Below are 17,592 nucleotides of genomic sequence, written 5' to 3' on the forward strand. Positions count from 1 at the left end.
GCCGGCCTCGGCGTGACCGCGCCGGACCACAATCGCCGGGACATTTTCGACGGCACATCTGCGCAAATAGGCGCTCACCCAGATCCCGCTCTTCAAGCGCATCAGACGGCCTTCTTGGTTGGATGGACGCCGCCACGGACCGGTTAGCGGCGGGCCGCCGTTCTTGCGAAAACTCGTCCTGTCACACGCTGAAACTCCGAAAGGAGCCAAGGGTTGATGGTCCCGGTCACGGCCATGTTGCGATCGCACTGAAACGCGCTGACAGCACCGGCCGTGTTTTGCCCCCAGTCGCCGTCAATCGTCCCAGGGGTGTAGCCGAGCTCAGCAAGAACCTACTGCACACCCAGAACCTTGCCATTCTCGCCCACATGGGCCGCAATGCTATCCGCTGCCGGAATCGAACCGGTCACGTCGGATGTGGAAATGGTATCCCCCAGTAGGATTTGGCGCAAAACGTCGTCGCTTGGAAGACCGGTGACGGCGAGCCCCTCGCGCATCTGAAACGCCGAGATGGCCTGGCGGGTCTTGTCGGACAATTGGCCATCCACGCCGCCAACGTCGTAGCCGAGCAGGGAGAGTTCCCGCTGGATTGCTCTGACGACCAGTTGGGATTCGCCCCCGCTGGGCATTTGTGCCGGCAGGTCGATCGCCACGGCGCCGGACGCTTGTGTCTTCTCATAAGCACTTTCCACGCGCGTGCTGGTGCTTGCGTCCGCCCCCGGCAACTCGACACCAATGACGCGCGTCTTGGCATGCCCCACAGGCGTCATCAGCGTCGCATCGGCCATGCCATGCGGCGGGTGCGCCTGCAAATAGAGCGCATTGTACGTGATGGTCGCGGTCAGGGCCAAGAAGGCCAAAAACAAGAGCCGCGCAGTGACTACGCCCATTGTTCCCACACAATCATGCCTGAAGAGATCTCGTCCGCCCGAATCGGAAAGAGCACCACGCCGTTCCCCTAACGCATCTTGGCGTCGGAAGCTAAAGAGTTGCTAAACGCCCCTAGGCCGCCGCCTTCGCTTCTGACTCGCTCGCCGCAAGGTCCTCGCCCGGATCGATGGGCAGAAGAATATGCACGGTCGTGCCCTGCCCCAGCGTGCTTTCGAGCGCCAAAGAACCGCCATGGAGCTGCGCCAGCCCACGGACCACCGAAAGGCCAAGGCCTGCGCCTTCATAGCTACGGTCGTAGGAGCTTGCGGCCTGAACGAATGGATTGCCGAGGCGCGGCAAGTCTTTCTCGGCGATCCCGATCCCATTGTCGGAGACCGCGAAAACCACATTGCCGTTCTCGACCGAGGCAGCGACTTTTACCCAGCCGCCCTTCTCCGTGAACTTGACCGCGTTGGAGATCACGTTGAGCAACATCTGCTTGCAGGCGCGTTCGTCGGCGGCAAGCTCGGGCAGGTCGCCGGCAAGCTCGGTCTCGAGCGACAGCCCATTGGTCTCGGCCGTATGCCGCAAGACCTCGCAGCACGATTCCACCAGTGCACCGACGCCGAACGGCTCCCGCACGATGGTGAACTTGCCCGCTTCGATCTTCGACATGTCGAGAATGCCGTTGACCACGCCCAGCAAGTGCTCGCCGCTTTCGTGGATCAGACGGGCGTAGTCGCGATAGCGGTCTTCACCGAGCTGGCCGAAGAGTTCCCGCTCTAAAATCTCCGAGAAGCCGATAATGGCATTGAGCGGCGTACGCAGTTCATGACTCATGCTCGCAAGAAATTGGCTCTTGGCACGGTTTGCCCCTTCGGCTTCGCCGCGCGCACGCACGAGATTTGCCTCGGATTCTTTGTGCTGCGAGATGTCCCGTGTCACGGCGACAACCCTGGACTGTTCGAAGCCATCGCTCCGGGGCATGGGCCGGCAGCGCATTTCCACCCAGGCGTAGTACGCTTTTTCGTCGGCACCGCCACGGCGCAGACGGAATTCGACAGACATTGGCTCATTGTTCGCGCGGCAGCGATCGAGCGCCGAAAGAAATGCCGGACGATCCGCGACATGCACATACTCGAACAAGCCTTCACCGAGTACAGCAGGGGCCGCGGCGCCAAGGAGTTGCCGCGCGGCTTGCGAAGCGAAGACCACGCGACCGCTCTGGTCGTGAAGCGTGATCATGTCGTTCACGTTCTCGGCGAGCAGACGATAGCGCTCCTCGCTCGCTTCGATCGCGTATTCCGATTTCCGATGAACCAGTTGAAGCGTCACCACGAGCCCGGCCGCGTAGGCCACGGCGCTCAAAGCGCCGATAAGGGCGAAGGCGGCGGGCGACATCGGTAGCCCGAGCGGAGACGGGTCGTAACCGGTAGCACCCAGGACCGCGAGACCGACGAGGCCTGCTGCTGCCGCGCCGACGGCCCACACGACACTCCGCCGGTCTGTGCTCAGCCCGGCCTCGAGAGGGACGGCGACGAGCCAGGGCAGAAGCGCCGACGCAAGACCGCCGGTCAGCCAGGCGCAATAGGTGACGAGGCCGGCGAAGTTGATCGCCGAGACCCGATGCGCGACGGCGAAACGGCCCGTCCGCGACAGGTAGATCGCGATCGCGATCGGGGAAAGCAGCCACAAAAAAGCGAAGGCGCTCAAGAGAGACGGCTTGCCGCCAAAGACCAGATAGATTGGGAATACGCAAAGCGCCAAGGCACCGCCAAGGAGACGCGAGGCAATGAAGGTCTGGTGGCGCGCCAAAGTCAGCGCATCGCCACGCGCCGACTCATGGACTAGCGACTCAAAATAGGCAGACAGCCCGCGAATAGTCTCTCGAATTAACACAAACAACTCGGAGCGGCCTGCAGCCGCTTCGTCCCAGTATCCTCTTACAGGGGCCCATTATTCCCACGCCCCACTTAAGGAAAGCATAAAGCACGGGCACGTCGGCGTGCCCCCGGAGACCGGCCGGTCCGCAGCTAGCCCCATTTCTCTAAAATTTTAGACAAATTCAATTCGAATTTATTAAAACAGATATACTATTTATTTACTTCCAAAAATGATTCAAAGTAAAATATATAAATGACATCTCCGGTAAAAATTTATGGGATTTTGATAAGGGATGTTATTTTGTTTGGTATATTGTTCACTCATCTGCAGAAAATAGCAGAGCAATGAGCGGTGAGAAAAACCAGGTCGCCATCGACAGTGAGGGCAAGCAAATGATGTTTCTAATCAGATCGGGTTTTTGGCTGGTAGTGCTCATCCTTCTGATCCCGACGGATGGAGCGCAACAGAAGAAAATTTATGGCATGGCGCAGACCGCGGTGGCGGACGCTAGCAATTTTTGCTTGCGCAACCCCGAGACCTGTGCTTCGGGCCAATACGCGGTCAACGCACTCGTCCAGAAGGCGCAAGATGGCGCCCAGATGGTCCAGGCACTGCTCCTCAATAAGGCTAGCGGCTTCGGTCCTGGCCAAACCGCGGGTCTAGGTCATACGGCGCGTACCGGTCAGCCCGCTGGTATCAGTCAGCCCGCGGCCACCGCCTCGGCGCCCAATAACGCCATGATGCCGGTACCGTCGGCCGTGCCGATCGAGCCCACACCTTGGGTGCAGAGCGACGACCAGAACACGCTGAGCCCGCGTGATCTGGATGCGGAGTGGAGCGGCCCGAACGTTTAGCGTTTCGGCCCACCACACGGTCCTCAAAGTGGATTCAACACGGGCTTCCTCACCGGGAGCACCAAAATTCCCCAGATTCCCACAATAGCTTCCTCCGGCAGTCCCCCACTGCCAGCAAAGCGCGCAGTTGGGTCGGTTCTTCCCCACCGGACCGCCCACGGCGTGCTTCTTTGCCACTCCGCTCCCCTATCCCCTCGCAGCTTGCGCCGACCGGATCTATAGTCGGCGCATGGACACTGCAACGAAGACGGATCTCCCCTCGTTTGAGGACATTGTCGCGGACTTCGAACTTCTCGAAGACTGGGAGGACCGCTACCGCTACGTCATCGAGCTCGGAAGAAAGCTGGAGCCGCTTCCGGACCAACTTCGGACGTCTGAAACGAAGGTACAGGGCTGCGTCAGCCAAGTCTGGCTGTCGACGACCGTTCATCCCGACGGCATGCCGCGGCTCACCTTCGTCGGCGACAGCGATGCGCACATCGTTCGTGGATTGGTGGCCATTCTCTTCGCGATCTATTCCGGCAAGACGGCAAACGAAATACTCGACGTCGATGCTGTCGCGACATTGGGAGAACTCCACCTCAACGATCACCTGACTCCGCAACGGTCCAACGGCCTCATGGCAATGGTGACGCGCATTCGCCGCGATGCCGAGAGAGCCCGCGCTGCCTCTGGCTAACCCCCGGGGCGTGGACCGCGCGACATGGACCTCACGACAGGTTCGGCTCGTCTGGCACTGTGCCGATACGGGGCCGGTAGCCGGCCTCACCCCAATGGCGGAGTTTCCGCCGCCGGCCATCGACAATGAGGCCGTAATGCTTCGCCAACCGCGTTAAGGTGATCTGAAAAAAGACCTTCCCCGCGCGCTGCGGCCAGCCGTTCTTCTTCTCCGCCTCTTCAAGACCCTTCAACTCACAACAGATGTCGACAAGGACGCCGGAGATCTTAGGTCCGACGGCGGCAAGCGTGCATCACCCTGTCCTTGGCCGCCAGGACCTCATCGCGAAACCTAGCGGTGTTGAAGGTGCGCCCCGCCTCGAACGGTCATGCGGCGCCAAGGACGACCAATTGGTCGTCACACGCGGACTCATCTGCGCAAACCAATAATCCGCACGCAGACAGTCGCCTGCTTCGAACTGCTCTTGGCCGATCAGCGGGCGGCCGCAACGGTCCTTCCGGTTGCGCAGCTAGCCAAGTGGGCTTTCGCTATCATTCACGAGGACTGTCCGGCGGGGCTCGTCGATCTCGCGCAGATCGCGCGTCGCTCAGCACTGAGCCTCGATCGTTGTGATCGAGCAGATCGCCTGCAAGACACGACTCCACTAAATGGCGGCTTATGGCGGCGGCGCGCCCGAGCGCGCCCACGAGTCGGAAGCCCCTTCGCCGTCCTCCGTGATGGCGCCGCCGGCCGCAACGCCCTGCGCGCTACGCGCGGGCTGCCGCCGGTTCTTGCAAGCCAGTGTAAGACGCCGTGAACTCGGACGCGGCTTCGGCATCAGATTCCACCGCGCCCACGTCAAGGCCGAGAATGCGATCGACGCGAACACCATCATCCGACAGGGGCAGCCGCAGCCAAGAGAGAACCACATGATCGCGATCGTCGGTCGGTCCGCGTACAACACCCTGCGCGCAAATGGACTCGGTCGCTATGCGCGAGTAGATGGTGTGCCAAGGTGCGGCCCGGCGCCCCGTGAACACTTCGGAGAGGCGCAGGCCCGTGATCTCTCGCCCGTAAATGTCCCGCAAGCGCGTTCCCGCGAGACGGAAATGCCCGCGATCGAAACCGTCGCGAAGATCGATCAGACCAAGATGCGGCAAGAGATTGGGAAGGTTGAGAGGATCGAAATCCGCCCGGGCCGGCATCGCCCGTCCGTCAGCAATTTCGTGCCAATAGTCGAAAAGCTCACGCTGTTCCGGCAGCATCAACTGTGCCCGGAAGGCGCAATCGGACAGCATCTGTTCCCCTCGCAAAATCGAATCAGCCCGCGCGCCGACTATGGGCGTGTTGCGCCGTCACATGCAAGAGAACTGCATGATTTACTCAAACATCACAAGGGGTTGTGCCAAACCGACGCGGAAACACCCGATCTTGCGACCCTGTTCGGAAAGAGCCGTTGCGCCGCCTAATGGCTGAGATGCTGTTTTCGGAATCATGATAGACACGCCGCGCCAAAGGCGCGGCAGCCGGGTTCTGGAAGACGAGTTCTTGAGGAGGAGTTCTTGGAGCCGCTTTCTGCTCTAACGGCGGCGCTGTCCGAGCCCCATGCGCTTGGCGAGATCCGACCGTGCCGCAGCGTAATTCGGAGCAACCATCGGGTAGTCATGCGGCAGGCCCCACTTCTCGCGGTACTCTTCGGGCGACAGATCGTAGTGGGTCCGCAAGTGGCGCTTCAGCGATTTGAACTTCTTGCCGTCCTCCAAGCAGATAATATATTCTGAAGTCACGGACTTCTTGATCGGAACCGCAGGCCGGAGTTCTTCCTTGGCAGGCTGAGCGCCAGAACTAGCAGCCTTCTTCAACGCATCGAACACGTTGCTGATAAGGGCCGGCAAATCAGTGGCCACGACAGTATTGTTGGTGACATAGGCCGAAACAATCTCAGCCGTCAGTTCAACAAGCTCGTCCTTTTCCACCACTGCGTCCATGGTTTGGCTCCTTATGCCGTCCGCGTCCCGATTTGAGCGTCTAAAACAGCGATTCTGCAACTCAATGAGCGTTTCCTATAATCAAGGACCCTTGAAATTCATCAAATTGTGCCGTTTTTGTGACTGGAAACTTCTAAACTAGCCAAACTAAATGCCCGTGAGAGGGTTTAAGTCCAGTGATTTGCTTCGTATAGCACCTTCCAGTGGAATAGCAACTCACTTTTTCTCGCGAAGACTGTGGAAAACTATGCGATCCACATCTTCTCTGCTACTTTCTCTACGCTAAATCGCCGCTGAGTGCGTTTGCATTGCCGGAAAACTCAAAATCACCCCGCAAAATGGAGATCACGGATGTGCGTTGCTGAATCAAGCTTGCGTGACACCTCTTAAGGACATGGGCTAGCCACGCTATATTCTACAGTGAGCACCGAAACGATCGATCGAAAAGGCACCCTATGAGAGATCCTGACAAAACTACCGGGTCCGCAAATCCGAAGATCAAGGATAATTGGCGTGAGCGCCTTTCGCCTGAGCAGTTCCACGTGACGCGCGAACACGGCACCGAGCGCGCCTTCAGCCATCCCTATCATCAAGAAAAGCGCGCCGGCATGTATCGCTGCGTTTGCTGCGGTACGCCCTTGTTCAGCTCCGACACGAAGTTCGATTCCGGAACGGGGTGGCCGAGCTTCACCGACGTTGCCGACGCCAATACCGTGACGAAACACGAAGACACGACCTACGGCATGCGGCGCGTCGAGGTGCGCTGCGCGTCGTGCGAAGCGCATTTGGGTCATGTTTTTCCGGACGGTCCTGCCGACACGGGCCTGCGCTACTGCATCAATGGCTGCGCGCTCGAGCTTGACACCGGTGGCACAGACGGCAACACGTCGGGCTAGCTTCAAATCGCTGGGCGCGCTGAAAGCAGCACGCTCCTTGCATCCGACCACCGCCCAGCACGCCCCGATTAGACGCATCCGCGGACGCAGCCCATGAACAAACCCCTCGTTACCACCCGTGGCCCGAGCGCACCGCGCCGGCCCTCATTCACGCAGCATCACGGCATCGACCGCGAAGACGATTACGCCTGGCTGCGCGCCGACAACTGGCAGGCTGTAATGCGCGATCCTGCGGTTCTACCACAAGATATCCGCGCGCACCTGGAGGCGGAAAACGCCCATACGCAAGCGGCGATGGGGGATACGGAGCCCCTTCAAGATACGCTCTTCGCCGAAATGAAGGGACGCATCAAGGAAGACGACTCGTCCGTACCTGCGCCCGACGGACCCTTCGACTATTACGTCCGTTACATCACTGGCGGGCAGCAGCCGCTGTTTTGCCGGCGCCCCCGTGGCGGCGGCGAAGAAACAGTCCTGATCGACGGAAACGCGCTCGCCAAAGACCACGCCTATTTCCGCATCGCGCAGGTGACCCACAGCCCCGACCACAAACGCATCGCCTACGCCGTCGATACCAAGGGTTCTGAGTACTTCACGGCCAAGATTATCGACGCCGAAACCGGCGCCACCGTCGTAGAAGCAATCACCGATGCATGCGGCGGGCTCGAATGGGCCGCCGACAGCAAGACGCTGCTTTATGTCTGGCTGGACGAGGAGCACCGGCCCCGCAAACTCTTCGCCCACAACATCGGCGAGGAAGGCGAGGACGGCTTGATCCACGATCAAACCGATCCCGGCCTGTTTCTCGATATCGACCTGACGCAGGACGGCAAGTATCTCCTGCTCGGCACGCACGACCACGAGACCTCCGAAGTCAGTCTGATCGATGCGGCCGATCCATACGCGACGCCTCGGCTCATAGCCCCGCGCGAGGCCGAGCACGAATATTCGGTGTGCCACCACGAAGGCCGGCTGATTATCCTGACCAATTCCGGCGGCGCGGAGGATTTCCGCATTGTGGAAGCGCCGGCCAACGACCCGGCGCCCGCGAACTGGAAAGAGATCGAGCCGCACCGGCCCGGAAGGCTGATCCTCGACGTGATCGCCTTCAAGAACTTCCTTGTCCGGCTGGAACGCGAGAATGGCCTGCCGCGCATCGCCATTCGCCGTTTCTTGGACGGCGAAGAACACGAAATCGCCTTCGACGAAGAGGCCTACGCGCTCGGCATGAGCGCCGGCTATGAATACGACACGACGACGCTGCGCTTCACCTACGCGTCCATGACGACGCCCTCGCAGACCTTTGACTACGAGATGGAGACGAAGGAGCGTGTGCTCCGCAAGACGCAGGAAATCCCAAGCGGCCACGATCCGAGCCAATACGATACCCGGCGTGTGTTCGCCCCCGCGAAGGATGGCGAGACTGTGCCTGTGACCTTGCTCTACAGGAAAGACACCGCGCTCGACGGCACCGCGCCGCTGCTGCTCTACGGCTACGGCTCGTACGGCATGACCATTCCGGCTGGATTCATGACCAACTCGCTCAGCCTCGTCGATCGCGGCTTCGTCTATGCCATCGCCCACATTCGCGGCGGCAAGGACAAGGGCTTTGCCTGGTACAAAACCGGCAAGCGCGCGAAGAAGATGAACACGTTCACGGACTTCATCGCGGCGGGCGAGTATCTCGCGGCCAAAAAATTCACGTCGCGCGGGCGCATCGTGGCCCAAGGCGGCAGCGCGGGCGGCATGCTGATGGGCGCAGTCACCAACATGGCGCCGGATTTGTTTCTCGGCATCATCGCCGAGGTGCCCTTCGTTGATGTGCTGACGACTATGTTGGATTCCAGCCTGCCGCTCACCCCGCCCGAATGGCCAGAATGGGGCAACCCAATCGAGAGCGCGGAAGACTACCGCACCATCGCGGCCTACTCGCCCTACGACAATGTGAGCGTGCAAGACCATCCCAACATCCTGGCGGTCGCCGGCCTCACCGATCCGCGCGTGACCTATTGGGAGCCCGCGAAATGGATCGCCAAGCTGCGCGAAAAAGGCACGGGCGAGAACCTTCTCCTCCTGAAGACGAATATGGAGGCTGGCCACGCCGGCGCCTCCGGCCGCTTCGACCGTCTCAAAGAGGTGGCGTTGTCCTACGCCTTCGCGCTGAAGGTGGCGGGCCGAGCCTAACACGGCTCTAGGAGGAATAAGGGGACCTATGCCAGAGTGCCGCCCATGCTGCTCTCTCGCGACAAATCCCAAGTTCTCATCGTCGACGTACAGGACAAGCTCCTGAACGCCATATCAGGCGCGGACCGCATCATCGACCGCTGCGTGCGCCTGGTGCTCGCCGCCCGCAAGCTCACCATTCCCGTCACCATGTCGGAGCAATATCCGCAAGGGCTGGGGCCGACCCACGATTCTGTCCGCGACGCCTTCGCCAATGACGGCTTCGTGGCCGACAAGACCGAGTTTTCCTGCGTGCGCAACGACATGTTGCGAGACCGGCTGCATGATTTGCGCCGCCTAGGGCGCCCTCAGGTCGTGATCGGCGGGATCGAGGCACATGTTTGCGTTGCCCAGACCGCCATGGATCTCGAGTCTCAAGGCTTCGAGGCTTTCGTAGTGGCCGATGCCGTGGGGTCGCGCTCCAAGGACAGCCGCAAGCTTGCCCTCTCGCGCCTCCAAAAATCCGGCGTCGATATCGTGGATTCGGAAATGGTGCTGTTCGAGTGGATGGAGCGCGCCGGAACACCGGAATTCAAGGCTCTTCAAGCGCTCGTCAAATAGCAGCCACCCCTCGCCTAAATCACATGAACTGAACCTGTAGGCCCGGTTCAGGCTGCGTTCAGGTGAAAAGACGCACTCTCCAAAGCGTCAGATCCCTGTACCTGATGTAGCGAACCTTCCTCGGCACCGGGCGTGGAGTTCAGGGGCTCCACGCCCACCCCCCTTGAAATGCCTATCGCTTTTGCACCCCGAAATGACGCCGCCACCTTCGCTTGCGTCGCTTTCTGGGACGCTTTAGCTTCGCGCCCGTCCTCTTTGTTCACTCAGTTCGCGGAGACCCAAAAGTGGCATTCGAACTCGCACCCCTACCCTACGCATACGATTCCCTTCAGCCCTACATGTCGGCCGAGACGCTGGAGTACCACCACGACAAGCACCACAAGGCTTACGTGGACAATCTCAACAAGCTGATCGCAGGAACCGATTACGAGGGCAAGGACCTCGAGACCATCATCAAGGAAAGCTTCGGCAAAGATGCCGGGGTCTTCAACAACGCCGCCCAGAACTTCAACCACATCCATTTCTGGCCGTGGATGACCAAAGACGGCGGCGGCAAGAAAGTGCCAGGCGCGATCCTGGCGCTGATCGACCGCGACCTGGGCGGCTTCGACAAGTTCAAGGCCGACTTCCTGGCCGCCGGCGCGACCCAGTTCGGTTCGGGCTGGGCCTGGCTGACGCTGAAAGACGGCAAGCTGGAAGTGAGCAAAACGCCCAACGGCGAGAACCCGCTGGTGCATGGCGGCTGGCCGCTGCTCGGCTGCGATGTGTGGGAGCACTCCTATTACATCGACTACCGCAACGCGCGTCCGAAGTATCTCGAAGCCTGGTTCGACAATCTCATCAACTGGGAGCATGTCGAAGAGCTCTACACCCAAGCGCCTTCATCTTAAGAGCGCCGGGCGCGTAGCGACACCAAACACAAGCGTTCTTGAGACGGGCGTCCTTCGGGACGCCCGCTCTGTTTTGCGCAAACTGATTGGAAACGACGGCTCTAAGCGTCCACGTCCACCATGGCAGTCTCGATCGCTTCACTCGCCTCCAGCCAGTGAGCCTCGGCCTCGTCAATCTCACGGTTGAGCTGTCCGCGCTGTTTCATGAGATCCCTCGCCTCGGAAGACGTCGCCTCGACCAGCTTGGTGTCGATCGCGTCGCGTTTGACCGTCAGGCTTTTCATGTCTGCCTCGGCCTGGGAAACGCGTTTGCGCAAAGGCTTGGTACGCTCGCGCGCTTCCGCAGCGGCTTTGCGCTTCTCTTTGCGGTCAACTTTCGGCACCGGCGCCTTCGGCATCTGCTTTCCATCCTGGCCGTTGCCTTTTTTCGACCGGGCCGCGCTCAGCACGCTATCGCGATAGTCCTCGAGCGTGCCGTCGAACTCGCGCGCCGTGCCGCCGTCGACCAGTAGCAGCCGGTCGGCGATGAGGCTCAAAAGATGCCGGTCGTGGCTGACCACGATGACTGCCCCGCCAAAGCCGGCAAGCGCCTGTACCAATGCCTCGCGCGCATCCACGTCGAGATGGTTGGTGGGCTCGTCGAGGATCAGGATATGAGGCGCATCGCGCGTCACCAGCGCGAGCGACAGCCGCGCGCGCTCCCCACCCGACAGCGCACTGACGCGAACGCTGACCTTGTCGCCGGAGAAGCCGAACCGGGCGAGATGTCTCCGCACTTCACCCGGCTTCGCATCCGACAGAAGCCGCTCCATGTGCTGCAGCGGCGTGTGTTCCGACACGAGTTCTTCGATCTGATGCTGCGCGAAATAGCCGACGCTGAGCTTGCCGCTGGCCTTGATGCGCCCGTCCATGAGCCTAAGCTGGCCGGCAAGCGCACGGGCCAGCGTCGTCTTGCCGTTGCCGTTGCGCCCCACCAGCGCGATGCGGTCGTCCGGATCGATGCGAAGATCGATGGACGACAGCACCGGCGTCTCGGGCACATAGCCGACGGCAACGTCCTCAAGCATCAGAAGCGGTGGCTTCACCTCTTTGGGCGAGGGAAAATCGAACACGAGCGAGGCATCGTCGAAGACCTCGGCCGCCGGCGCCATACGCTGCAGTGCCTTCAGGCGGCTCTGCGCCTGGCGAGCCGTATGCGCCTTGTAGCGCCAACGGTCGACATAGGCTTCCAGCTTCTTCCGCTTGGCTTCTTGCTTCGTCCGCATCGCCGCGTCTTGCGCCTGACGCTCTCGCCGCTGCCGCTCGAACTGATCGTAATTGCCCGCATAGAGCGTCGTCTTACCGTTGTCCACATGCACGATGTGGCTGGCGACCGTGTTCAGCATATCGCGCTCATGGCTCACTACGATCAAGCTCGCCGGGTAGGCCTTGAGAAACGACTCGAGCCACAGCGCCGCCTCTAGATCGAGATGGTTCGAGGGCTCGTCCAGCAGAAGCAGGTCGGGCTCGGAGAACAGCAGCGCACCGAGCGCCACCCGCATGCGCCAGCCGCCGGAGAACTCGTCCAACGGGCGATGCTGGGCGTCCTCCGGAAAGCCAAGCCCCGCAAGAATGCGCGCCGCCCGCGAGGGCGCCGTATGGGCATCGATCGCATTGAGCCGCTCGTGGATCTCGGCGATACGATGCGGATCGGTCGCCGTATCGGCCTCGTCCAGAAGCGCGGCCCGCTCTTCAGCGGTCGCCAACACCGTCTCGAACGGCGTCGCGCTGCCGCCCGGCGCGTCCTGCTTGAGATAGCCGATCCGCGTACCCGAGGGCGCCCCGATACGCCCCTCGTCGGGCTCGTAGATCCCGGCGATCATTTTGAGCAGCGAGGACTTGCCCGCGCCGTTGCGGCCGACAAGACCCACGCGGGCTTTGGGCGGGACGGCAACGGTGGCGCGCTCCAAAATGACGTGGCCGCCAAGGCGCATAGTGATGCTATCGAGTGTGAACATGGCGCGGGTGATAGCACAGTGGCGGCGAACGCCACCACCTGCCAACAAACACCGTCGCGCTTAGCGCCGCCGCGAGTGACCTCCCAGCGCATTCCGCCGGATCGCATCCTCGAGCACCCGCGTCGCCATGGGCACCACTGTCCGCACGACGGTTTTGCCGAGCGCCGTCCAGAAGCTGTCGCCGCGCGACCCGCCTGGCTTCTTGGCCGTCTTGGCTTTGCCTTTCGCCTTTTCCTCGGCGGCTTCCATCTCAGCAGCGAGCTTTGCCCGCTCTCTAGTCCGCTTCTGCAGGATTTCGTGAGCCGATTCGCGGTCTACCACGTCGTCATAAACGCCGGCCACCGGGTCCTTCGCCATAATGGCCTTGCGCTCCTTGAGCGCGATCGGCCCGACTTGCGAGGACGGCGGCTTGACGAAGGTGTGCTGGACCATGCTGGGCTGGCCCTTCTCGTCCAGGCTCGACACCAGCGCCTCGCCGATGCCCATCGACATGATCATCTGCTCCGTATCGAGTTCCGGATTGGGACGGAACGTCTCGGCCGCCGACTTCACCGCCTTCTGCTCGGCGGGTGTGAAAGCGCGCAAGGCATGCTGCACGCGATTACCGAGCTGGCGCGAGACCGTATCGGGCACGTCACGCGGGTTCTGCGTCACGAAATACACGCCGACCCCCTTCGAGCGGATCAGACGCACCACCTGCTCGACCTTCTCTAGAAGAGCCTTGGGCGCATCGCGGAACAGCAGATGCGCCTCGTCGAAAAAGAAGACGAGCTTGGGCTTCTCGGGGTCGCCGATTTCCGGGAGTTCCTCGAACAGCTCCGACAACAAGAATAGTAGGAACGTCCCGTAGAGCCGCGGACTCTGCATCAGCTTGTCGGCGGCCAGCACTCCGATATAGCCCCGGCCCTCGTCGTCCGTACGCATCAGGTCCTTGCCCACGTCGAGCGCCGGCTCTCCGAAGAAATAATCGCCCCCTTGCTGCTCCAGAACGAGGAGCTGACGCTGGATGGCGCCAATGGAGCGTTTGCCGACCGTGCCGTATTTCGTCGTGAGGTCCTTGGCCCGTGCCGCGAGGTTTTCGAGGAGCGACTGCAGGTCCTTGAGATCGAGCAGCGGCAGCTCCTCTTCATCGGCAATGCGGAAGGCGATGTTCATCACGCCTTCCTGAGCCTCGCTGAGATCCATGAGGCGCGACAGCATCAGCGGCCCGAGTTCCGAAACCGTCGTCCGCACCGGGTGTCCCTGCTCGCCGAACAGGTCCCAAAAAATCACAGGATGCGCGCTGAACTTCACGTCGTAGCCAATCATGGCCGCGCGCTCTGTGATCCAGCCTTTCTCTTTGCCCATGGCGGCGACGCCGGACAAATCGCCCTTCACGTCGGCAAAGAACACGGGCACCCCGGCATCGGAGAAGGCCTCCGCGAGGCCCTGGAGCGTCACGGTCTTACCGGTACCCGTGGCGCCGGTGATGAGGCCGTGCCGGTTGGCGAGCTTCAGGAGGATGTATTCGGGTTTGACGCTCTTGCCGATGAACACGCAATCATCGGGAATCTCGATCGGCTCCACGGCGGTGTCCTCGGCTGCGGCCGCCTCGTCCGGCTTTTCGCCTTCAGTGTCCGCGCCATTCGCCGGCGCTTTGGTCCGCCTTGCCATCCCCCAAACTCCTTCATTGGCGCGTGGTCATTCGCGCATCTGTCCCGTGGCGGCACTCTAACTGGCGCGCACGCCGTACGCCAAGATGGCCATTCGGCTTCACGGGCGCCAATCGGCCCCTTCAGGCGATTTTGACCGCCGCCAGCCCTGAGTTTTGGCGTCGCCTCTGGGTTTCTTGCCGCCCGGGCTTCGTGCTAGGAGAAAATCCGGAACCAATCTAGGCTTACTCACATGTCAGACTTGTCACTCGTATCCGCCTTTCCCAAGGCCGAAGACGCCGCTTGGAAAGCGCTTGTCGAAAAAGCGCTGAAGGGCGCCCCACTATCCGTTCTGGAATCAAAGACCTACGACGGCGCAGTGGTCGCACCGCTCTATCCGCCCGCCGAAGACGGTGCGGTCATCCCCGGACGCGATCCGGGCGCTCCTTGGGAGATAACGCAGCGCATCGAGATCGCCGATCCCGGAACGGCTAACAGCCAGATTCTGGACGATTTGAACGCCGGCGCGTCGGGAATCGCGCTCCTCTTCCAGGGCGCGGTGGGCGACCGCGGCTATGCGCTCTCGGCCGATGCCGCCACGCTGACGGGCGCGCTTGAAGACGTCCATTTGGAGTGGGGCGTTCCCGTCGAGCTACAGCTCGGGGCGAACGCAAAAGCCGTCGCCGCCATGGCCGCCGATCTGGTGGCGGCGCGCGGCATCCCGGTAGACCACACCAATATCCGTTTCGGCTTCGATCCCATCGGCACGCTGGCCGCCAATGGCTGGAGCGACGCATCGCCGGACGATGTCGCCGCGCTGGCCAAGGACCTCGTCGCGCGCGGCTTCAAAGGCCCCTTCGCCGTCGCTGACGGCCGCCCCGTGCACGAGGCGGGTGGCACCGAGGCTCAGGAACTCGCTTTTGCTCTCGCCGCCGCAGTGTCTTACTTGCGCGCTTTCGAGGCGGCGGGCGCCGGCTTAGACGACGCCCGGAAGATGATCTTCTTCCGGCTCGCCGCCGATCAGGATCAGTTTCTGACCACTGCCAAGTTCCGCGCCCTGCGCAAGCTCTGGTCGCGCGTCGAGGAAGCCTGTGGTCTCGCGCCCGAGGCCGCCTTTATCGCCGGCGAAACCGCCTGGCGCATGATGACCAAACGCCACGCGCAAGGAAACATCGTGCGCGGCACCATCGCCACCCTCGCCGCTGCCGTCGGCGGCGCGAACGCGATCACGGTTCTGCCCTACACCGCCGCGCTCGGCCTGCCTGAGGACTTCGCCCGCCGCGTGGCCCGCAATACGCAGACCGTGCTGCTGGAAGAGTCCAACCTCTATCGTGTGGCCGACCCGTCAGCCGGCTCCGGTGCTCTCGAAAGCCTCACGAGCGATCTCTGTACCGCAGCCTGGGCGCTGTTCCAAGGCATCGAGGCCGTCGGTGGGCCTGAGAAGGCCCTCGAAGTGAACCTCATCCAAAGTGCCGTGACCGCATCGCGTGCGATCCGCGAGACGGCCCTGGCCAGGCGCAAAGAGTCGTTGATCGGCACCAGCGACTTTCCCGATCTCGGGGAGGACGATCTCGCAGTCATGGATGTAGCGCCAACGAAGCTCGAAAGCGGTGCACCGACTGTGACGCCGCTGACGCCCATGCGGCTTGGCGCGCCGTTCGAGGCCTTGCGCGACCGCAGCGACGCCGTACTCGCCGACAAGGGAGCACGTCCCAATATCTTCCTGGCCTGTCTTGGACACCCCGCCGATTTCAATGGGCGGGCGGCCTTCGCCAAGAGCCTGTTCGAGGCGGGCGGCATCGAAGCAACCGCGGCGAGCAGTGCACAGACCTTACCCGAGATGCTGGATGGCTTTCGCGCATCGGGCGCCCCGCTCGCGTGCCTGTGTTCCTCCGACAAGGTCTATGCGTCGGATGGCACCGAGGCCGCGCAAGCACTCCGGGAAGCGGGTGCCGCACATGTGTATCTAGCCGGAAAGCCGGGCGACCTTGAAGCCGCGCTTCGCAAAGCGGGCATCGAGAGCTTCGTCGCGGCGGGCGGCAACGCGCTGGAGACCCTGGCCGGCGCTTACGATCATTTGGGGGCTTGAGTGACAGGCATTCCGAAATTTACCGACGTCGATTTTTCCGAGCCGCAAGAGCCTGCGGTTGGGCCTGGGGCCGAGCCCTGGGAGACGCCCGAAGGCATTGCAGTGAGGCCAGTCTATGACGCCCAGGATCGCAAGGGCCTCGACTTCATCGACGGGCTGCCCGGCCTGCCGCCTTACCTGCGCGGTCCGTACCCGACAATGTATGTGCAGCGTCCCTGGACCGTACGCCAATATTCCGGCTTCTCGACGGCCGAGGATTCCAACGCCTTCTACCGGCGCAACCTCGCAGCCGGTCAGCAGGGCGTTTCCATTGCCTTCGATCTCGCCACGCACCGCGGCTACGATTCCGATCACCCGCGGGTGACGGGCGATGTGGGCATGGCCGGTGTGGCCATCGACTCCATCTACGACATGCGCGTTCTGTTCGACGGCATTCCGCTCGATCAGGTCTCTGTGTCCATGACTATGAACGGCGCGGTGCTGCCGGTGCTGGCGCTCTTCATCGTCGCGGGTGAGGAACAAGGCGTCGGCCATGACCAACTTTCCGGCACCATCCAGAATGACATCCTCAAAGAGTTCATGGTGCGGAACACCTACATCTATCCGCCCGAACCTTCGATGCGCATCGTCGCCGACATCATCGGCTATACGTCGAAGGAGATGCCGCGCTTCAACTCGATTTCGATCTCCGGCTACCACATGCAGGAAGCCGGCGCGACGGCGGATCTGGAGCTCGGCTACACGCTCGCCGACGGCATCGAGTATGTGCGCGCGGCGATTGCCTCAGGGCTGGATGTGGATGCGTTCGCGCCGCGCCTGTCATTCTTCTGGGCCATCGGCATGAACTACTACATGGAGATCGCCAAGATGCGCGCCGCCCGCGTGCTGTGGGCGAAGCTCATGGCCGAGGAATTCACGCCGAAGAACCCAAAATCGCTCGCGCTGCGCACCCATTGCCAGACCAGCGGCTGGAGCCTCTCAGCCCAGGACGTTTACAACAACGTGGTCCGCACCTGCGTGGAGGCCATGGCAGCCACCCAAGGTCATACTC

General features: G+C 61.9%; 15 protein-coding genes and 2 pseudogenes. 8 read left to right on the forward strand and 9 right to left on the reverse strand.

Annotated elements, in window-relative coordinates; genetic code table 11:
- The 4 genes and pseudogenes from WBQ77_RS07960 to WBQ77_RS07975 form a co-directional block, all read right to left on the reverse strand.
- The coding region (locus WBQ77_RS07960) for a DUF1491 family protein (protein ID WP_424059713.1) at positions 1-102 on the reverse strand (102 nt) is incomplete at its 3' end.
- A 41-nt stretch (positions 103-143) separates the two neighbouring features.
- Positions 144-317, reverse strand: a pseudogene (locus tag WBQ77_RS07965) (peptidoglycan-binding domain-containing protein); the annotation flags it as partial.
- Between the two features lie 15 nt (positions 318-332).
- Positions 333-890: a peptidoglycan-binding domain-containing protein gene (locus WBQ77_RS07970; RefSeq protein ID WP_424059705.1), complete on the reverse strand. Its 558-nt coding sequence runs from the start codon at positions 888-890 to the stop codon at positions 333-335.
- 112 nt (positions 891-1,002) lie between these two features.
- Positions 1,003-2,769 (reverse strand): PAS domain-containing sensor histidine kinase, encoded by a 1,767-nt coding sequence (locus tag WBQ77_RS07975; RefSeq protein WP_424059707.1) that lies wholly within the window; start codon positions 2,767-2,769, stop codon positions 1,003-1,005.
- Positions 2,770-3,098: 329 nt separating this feature from the next.
- On the opposite strand from WBQ77_RS07975, the gene WBQ77_RS07980 reads away from it, so the two are divergent.
- Both WBQ77_RS07980 and WBQ77_RS07985 read left to right on the forward strand, forming a co-directional pair.
- Complete coding sequence (locus WBQ77_RS07980; protein WP_424044320.1) at positions 3,099-3,608, forward strand: DUF5330 domain-containing protein; 510 nt, start codon at positions 3,099-3,101, stop codon at positions 3,606-3,608.
- Between the two features lie 229 nt (positions 3,609-3,837).
- Entirely contained in the window at positions 3,838-4,287 is a 450-nt protein-coding gene (locus WBQ77_RS07985) for a SufE family protein (protein ID WP_424044318.1), read from the forward strand.
- 31 nt (positions 4,288-4,318) lie between these two features.
- On the opposite strand, the pseudogene WBQ77_RS07990 reads toward WBQ77_RS07985, so the two are convergent.
- The 3 genes and pseudogenes from WBQ77_RS07990 to WBQ77_RS08000 all read right to left on the reverse strand — a co-directional run bounded on the left by WBQ77_RS07990 (position 4,319) and on the right by WBQ77_RS08000 (position 6,254).
- Positions 4,319-4,795 (reverse strand): annotated as a pseudogene (locus WBQ77_RS07990) (DUF6456 domain-containing protein).
- A gap of 238 nt (positions 4,796-5,033) precedes the next feature.
- Positions 5,034-5,564 carry a PAS domain-containing protein gene (locus WBQ77_RS07995; protein WP_424044317.1) on the reverse strand — a complete coding sequence of 177 codons (531 nt, stop codon included), beginning with the start codon at positions 5,562-5,564 and terminating at the stop codon, positions 5,034-5,036.
- A gap of 282 nt (positions 5,565-5,846) precedes the next feature.
- Positions 5,847-6,254, reverse strand: coding sequence for a MucR family transcriptional regulator (locus tag WBQ77_RS08000; RefSeq protein WP_424044315.1), 408 nt, complete (start codon positions 6,252-6,254; stop codon positions 5,847-5,849).
- Positions 6,255-6,709: 455 nt separating this feature from the next.
- On the opposite strand from WBQ77_RS08000, the gene msrB reads away from it, so the two are divergent.
- The 4 genes from msrB (at position 6,710) to WBQ77_RS08020 (ending at position 10,824) form a co-directional block, all read left to right on the forward strand.
- Positions 6,710-7,150 (forward strand): peptide-methionine (R)-S-oxide reductase MsrB, encoded by a 441-nt coding sequence (gene msrB / locus WBQ77_RS08005; RefSeq protein ID WP_424059708.1) that lies wholly within the window; start codon positions 6,710-6,712, stop codon positions 7,148-7,150.
- A 93-nt stretch (positions 7,151-7,243) separates the two neighbouring features.
- The gene (locus WBQ77_RS08010; protein ID WP_424044311.1) at positions 7,244-9,334 is read left to right on the forward strand and encodes a S9 family peptidase; all 2,091 of its coding nucleotides are present in this window, start codon (positions 7,244-7,246) and stop codon (positions 9,332-9,334) included.
- 45 nt (positions 9,335-9,379) lie between these two features.
- Positions 9,380-9,934, forward strand: a complete 555-nt coding sequence (locus WBQ77_RS08015; protein ID WP_424044309.1) for an isochorismatase family protein — start codon at positions 9,380-9,382, stop codon at positions 9,932-9,934.
- Positions 9,935-10,218: 284 nt separating this feature from the next.
- A complete protein-coding gene (locus WBQ77_RS08020; protein ID WP_424042906.1) occupies positions 10,219-10,824 on the forward strand; it encodes a superoxide dismutase in 606 nt (201 codons plus the stop codon).
- Between the two features lie 101 nt (positions 10,825-10,925).
- Here WBQ77_RS08020 and WBQ77_RS08025 read toward each other — a convergent pair whose 3' ends face one another.
- Complete coding sequence (locus WBQ77_RS08025; RefSeq protein ID WP_424042905.1) at positions 10,926-12,821, reverse strand: ATP-binding cassette domain-containing protein; 1,896 nt, start codon at positions 12,819-12,821, stop codon at positions 10,926-10,928.
- A 60-nt stretch (positions 12,822-12,881) separates the two neighbouring features.
- Positions 12,882-14,474, reverse strand: coding sequence for a helicase HerA-like domain-containing protein (locus WBQ77_RS08030; RefSeq protein WP_424059710.1), 1,593 nt, complete (start codon positions 14,472-14,474; stop codon positions 12,882-12,884).
- A gap of 231 nt (positions 14,475-14,705) precedes the next feature.
- Here WBQ77_RS08030 and WBQ77_RS08035 point away from each other — a divergent pair, with 231 nt between their 5' ends.
- Both WBQ77_RS08035 and WBQ77_RS08040 read left to right on the forward strand, forming a co-directional pair.
- Positions 14,706-16,541: a methylmalonyl-CoA mutase family protein gene (locus tag WBQ77_RS08035; RefSeq protein WP_424059711.1), complete on the forward strand. Its 1,836-nt coding sequence runs from the start codon at positions 14,706-14,708 to the stop codon at positions 16,539-16,541.
- Positions 16,542-17,592, forward strand: a 1,051-nt coding sequence (locus WBQ77_RS08040) for a methylmalonyl-CoA mutase family protein (RefSeq protein ID WP_424059712.1), incomplete at its 3' end; no start/stop codon positions are given.

The organism is Methyloceanibacter sp. (genome assembly GCF_049590335.1).
Lineage (GTDB): Bacteria > Pseudomonadota > Alphaproteobacteria > Rhizobiales > Methyloligellaceae > Methyloceanibacter.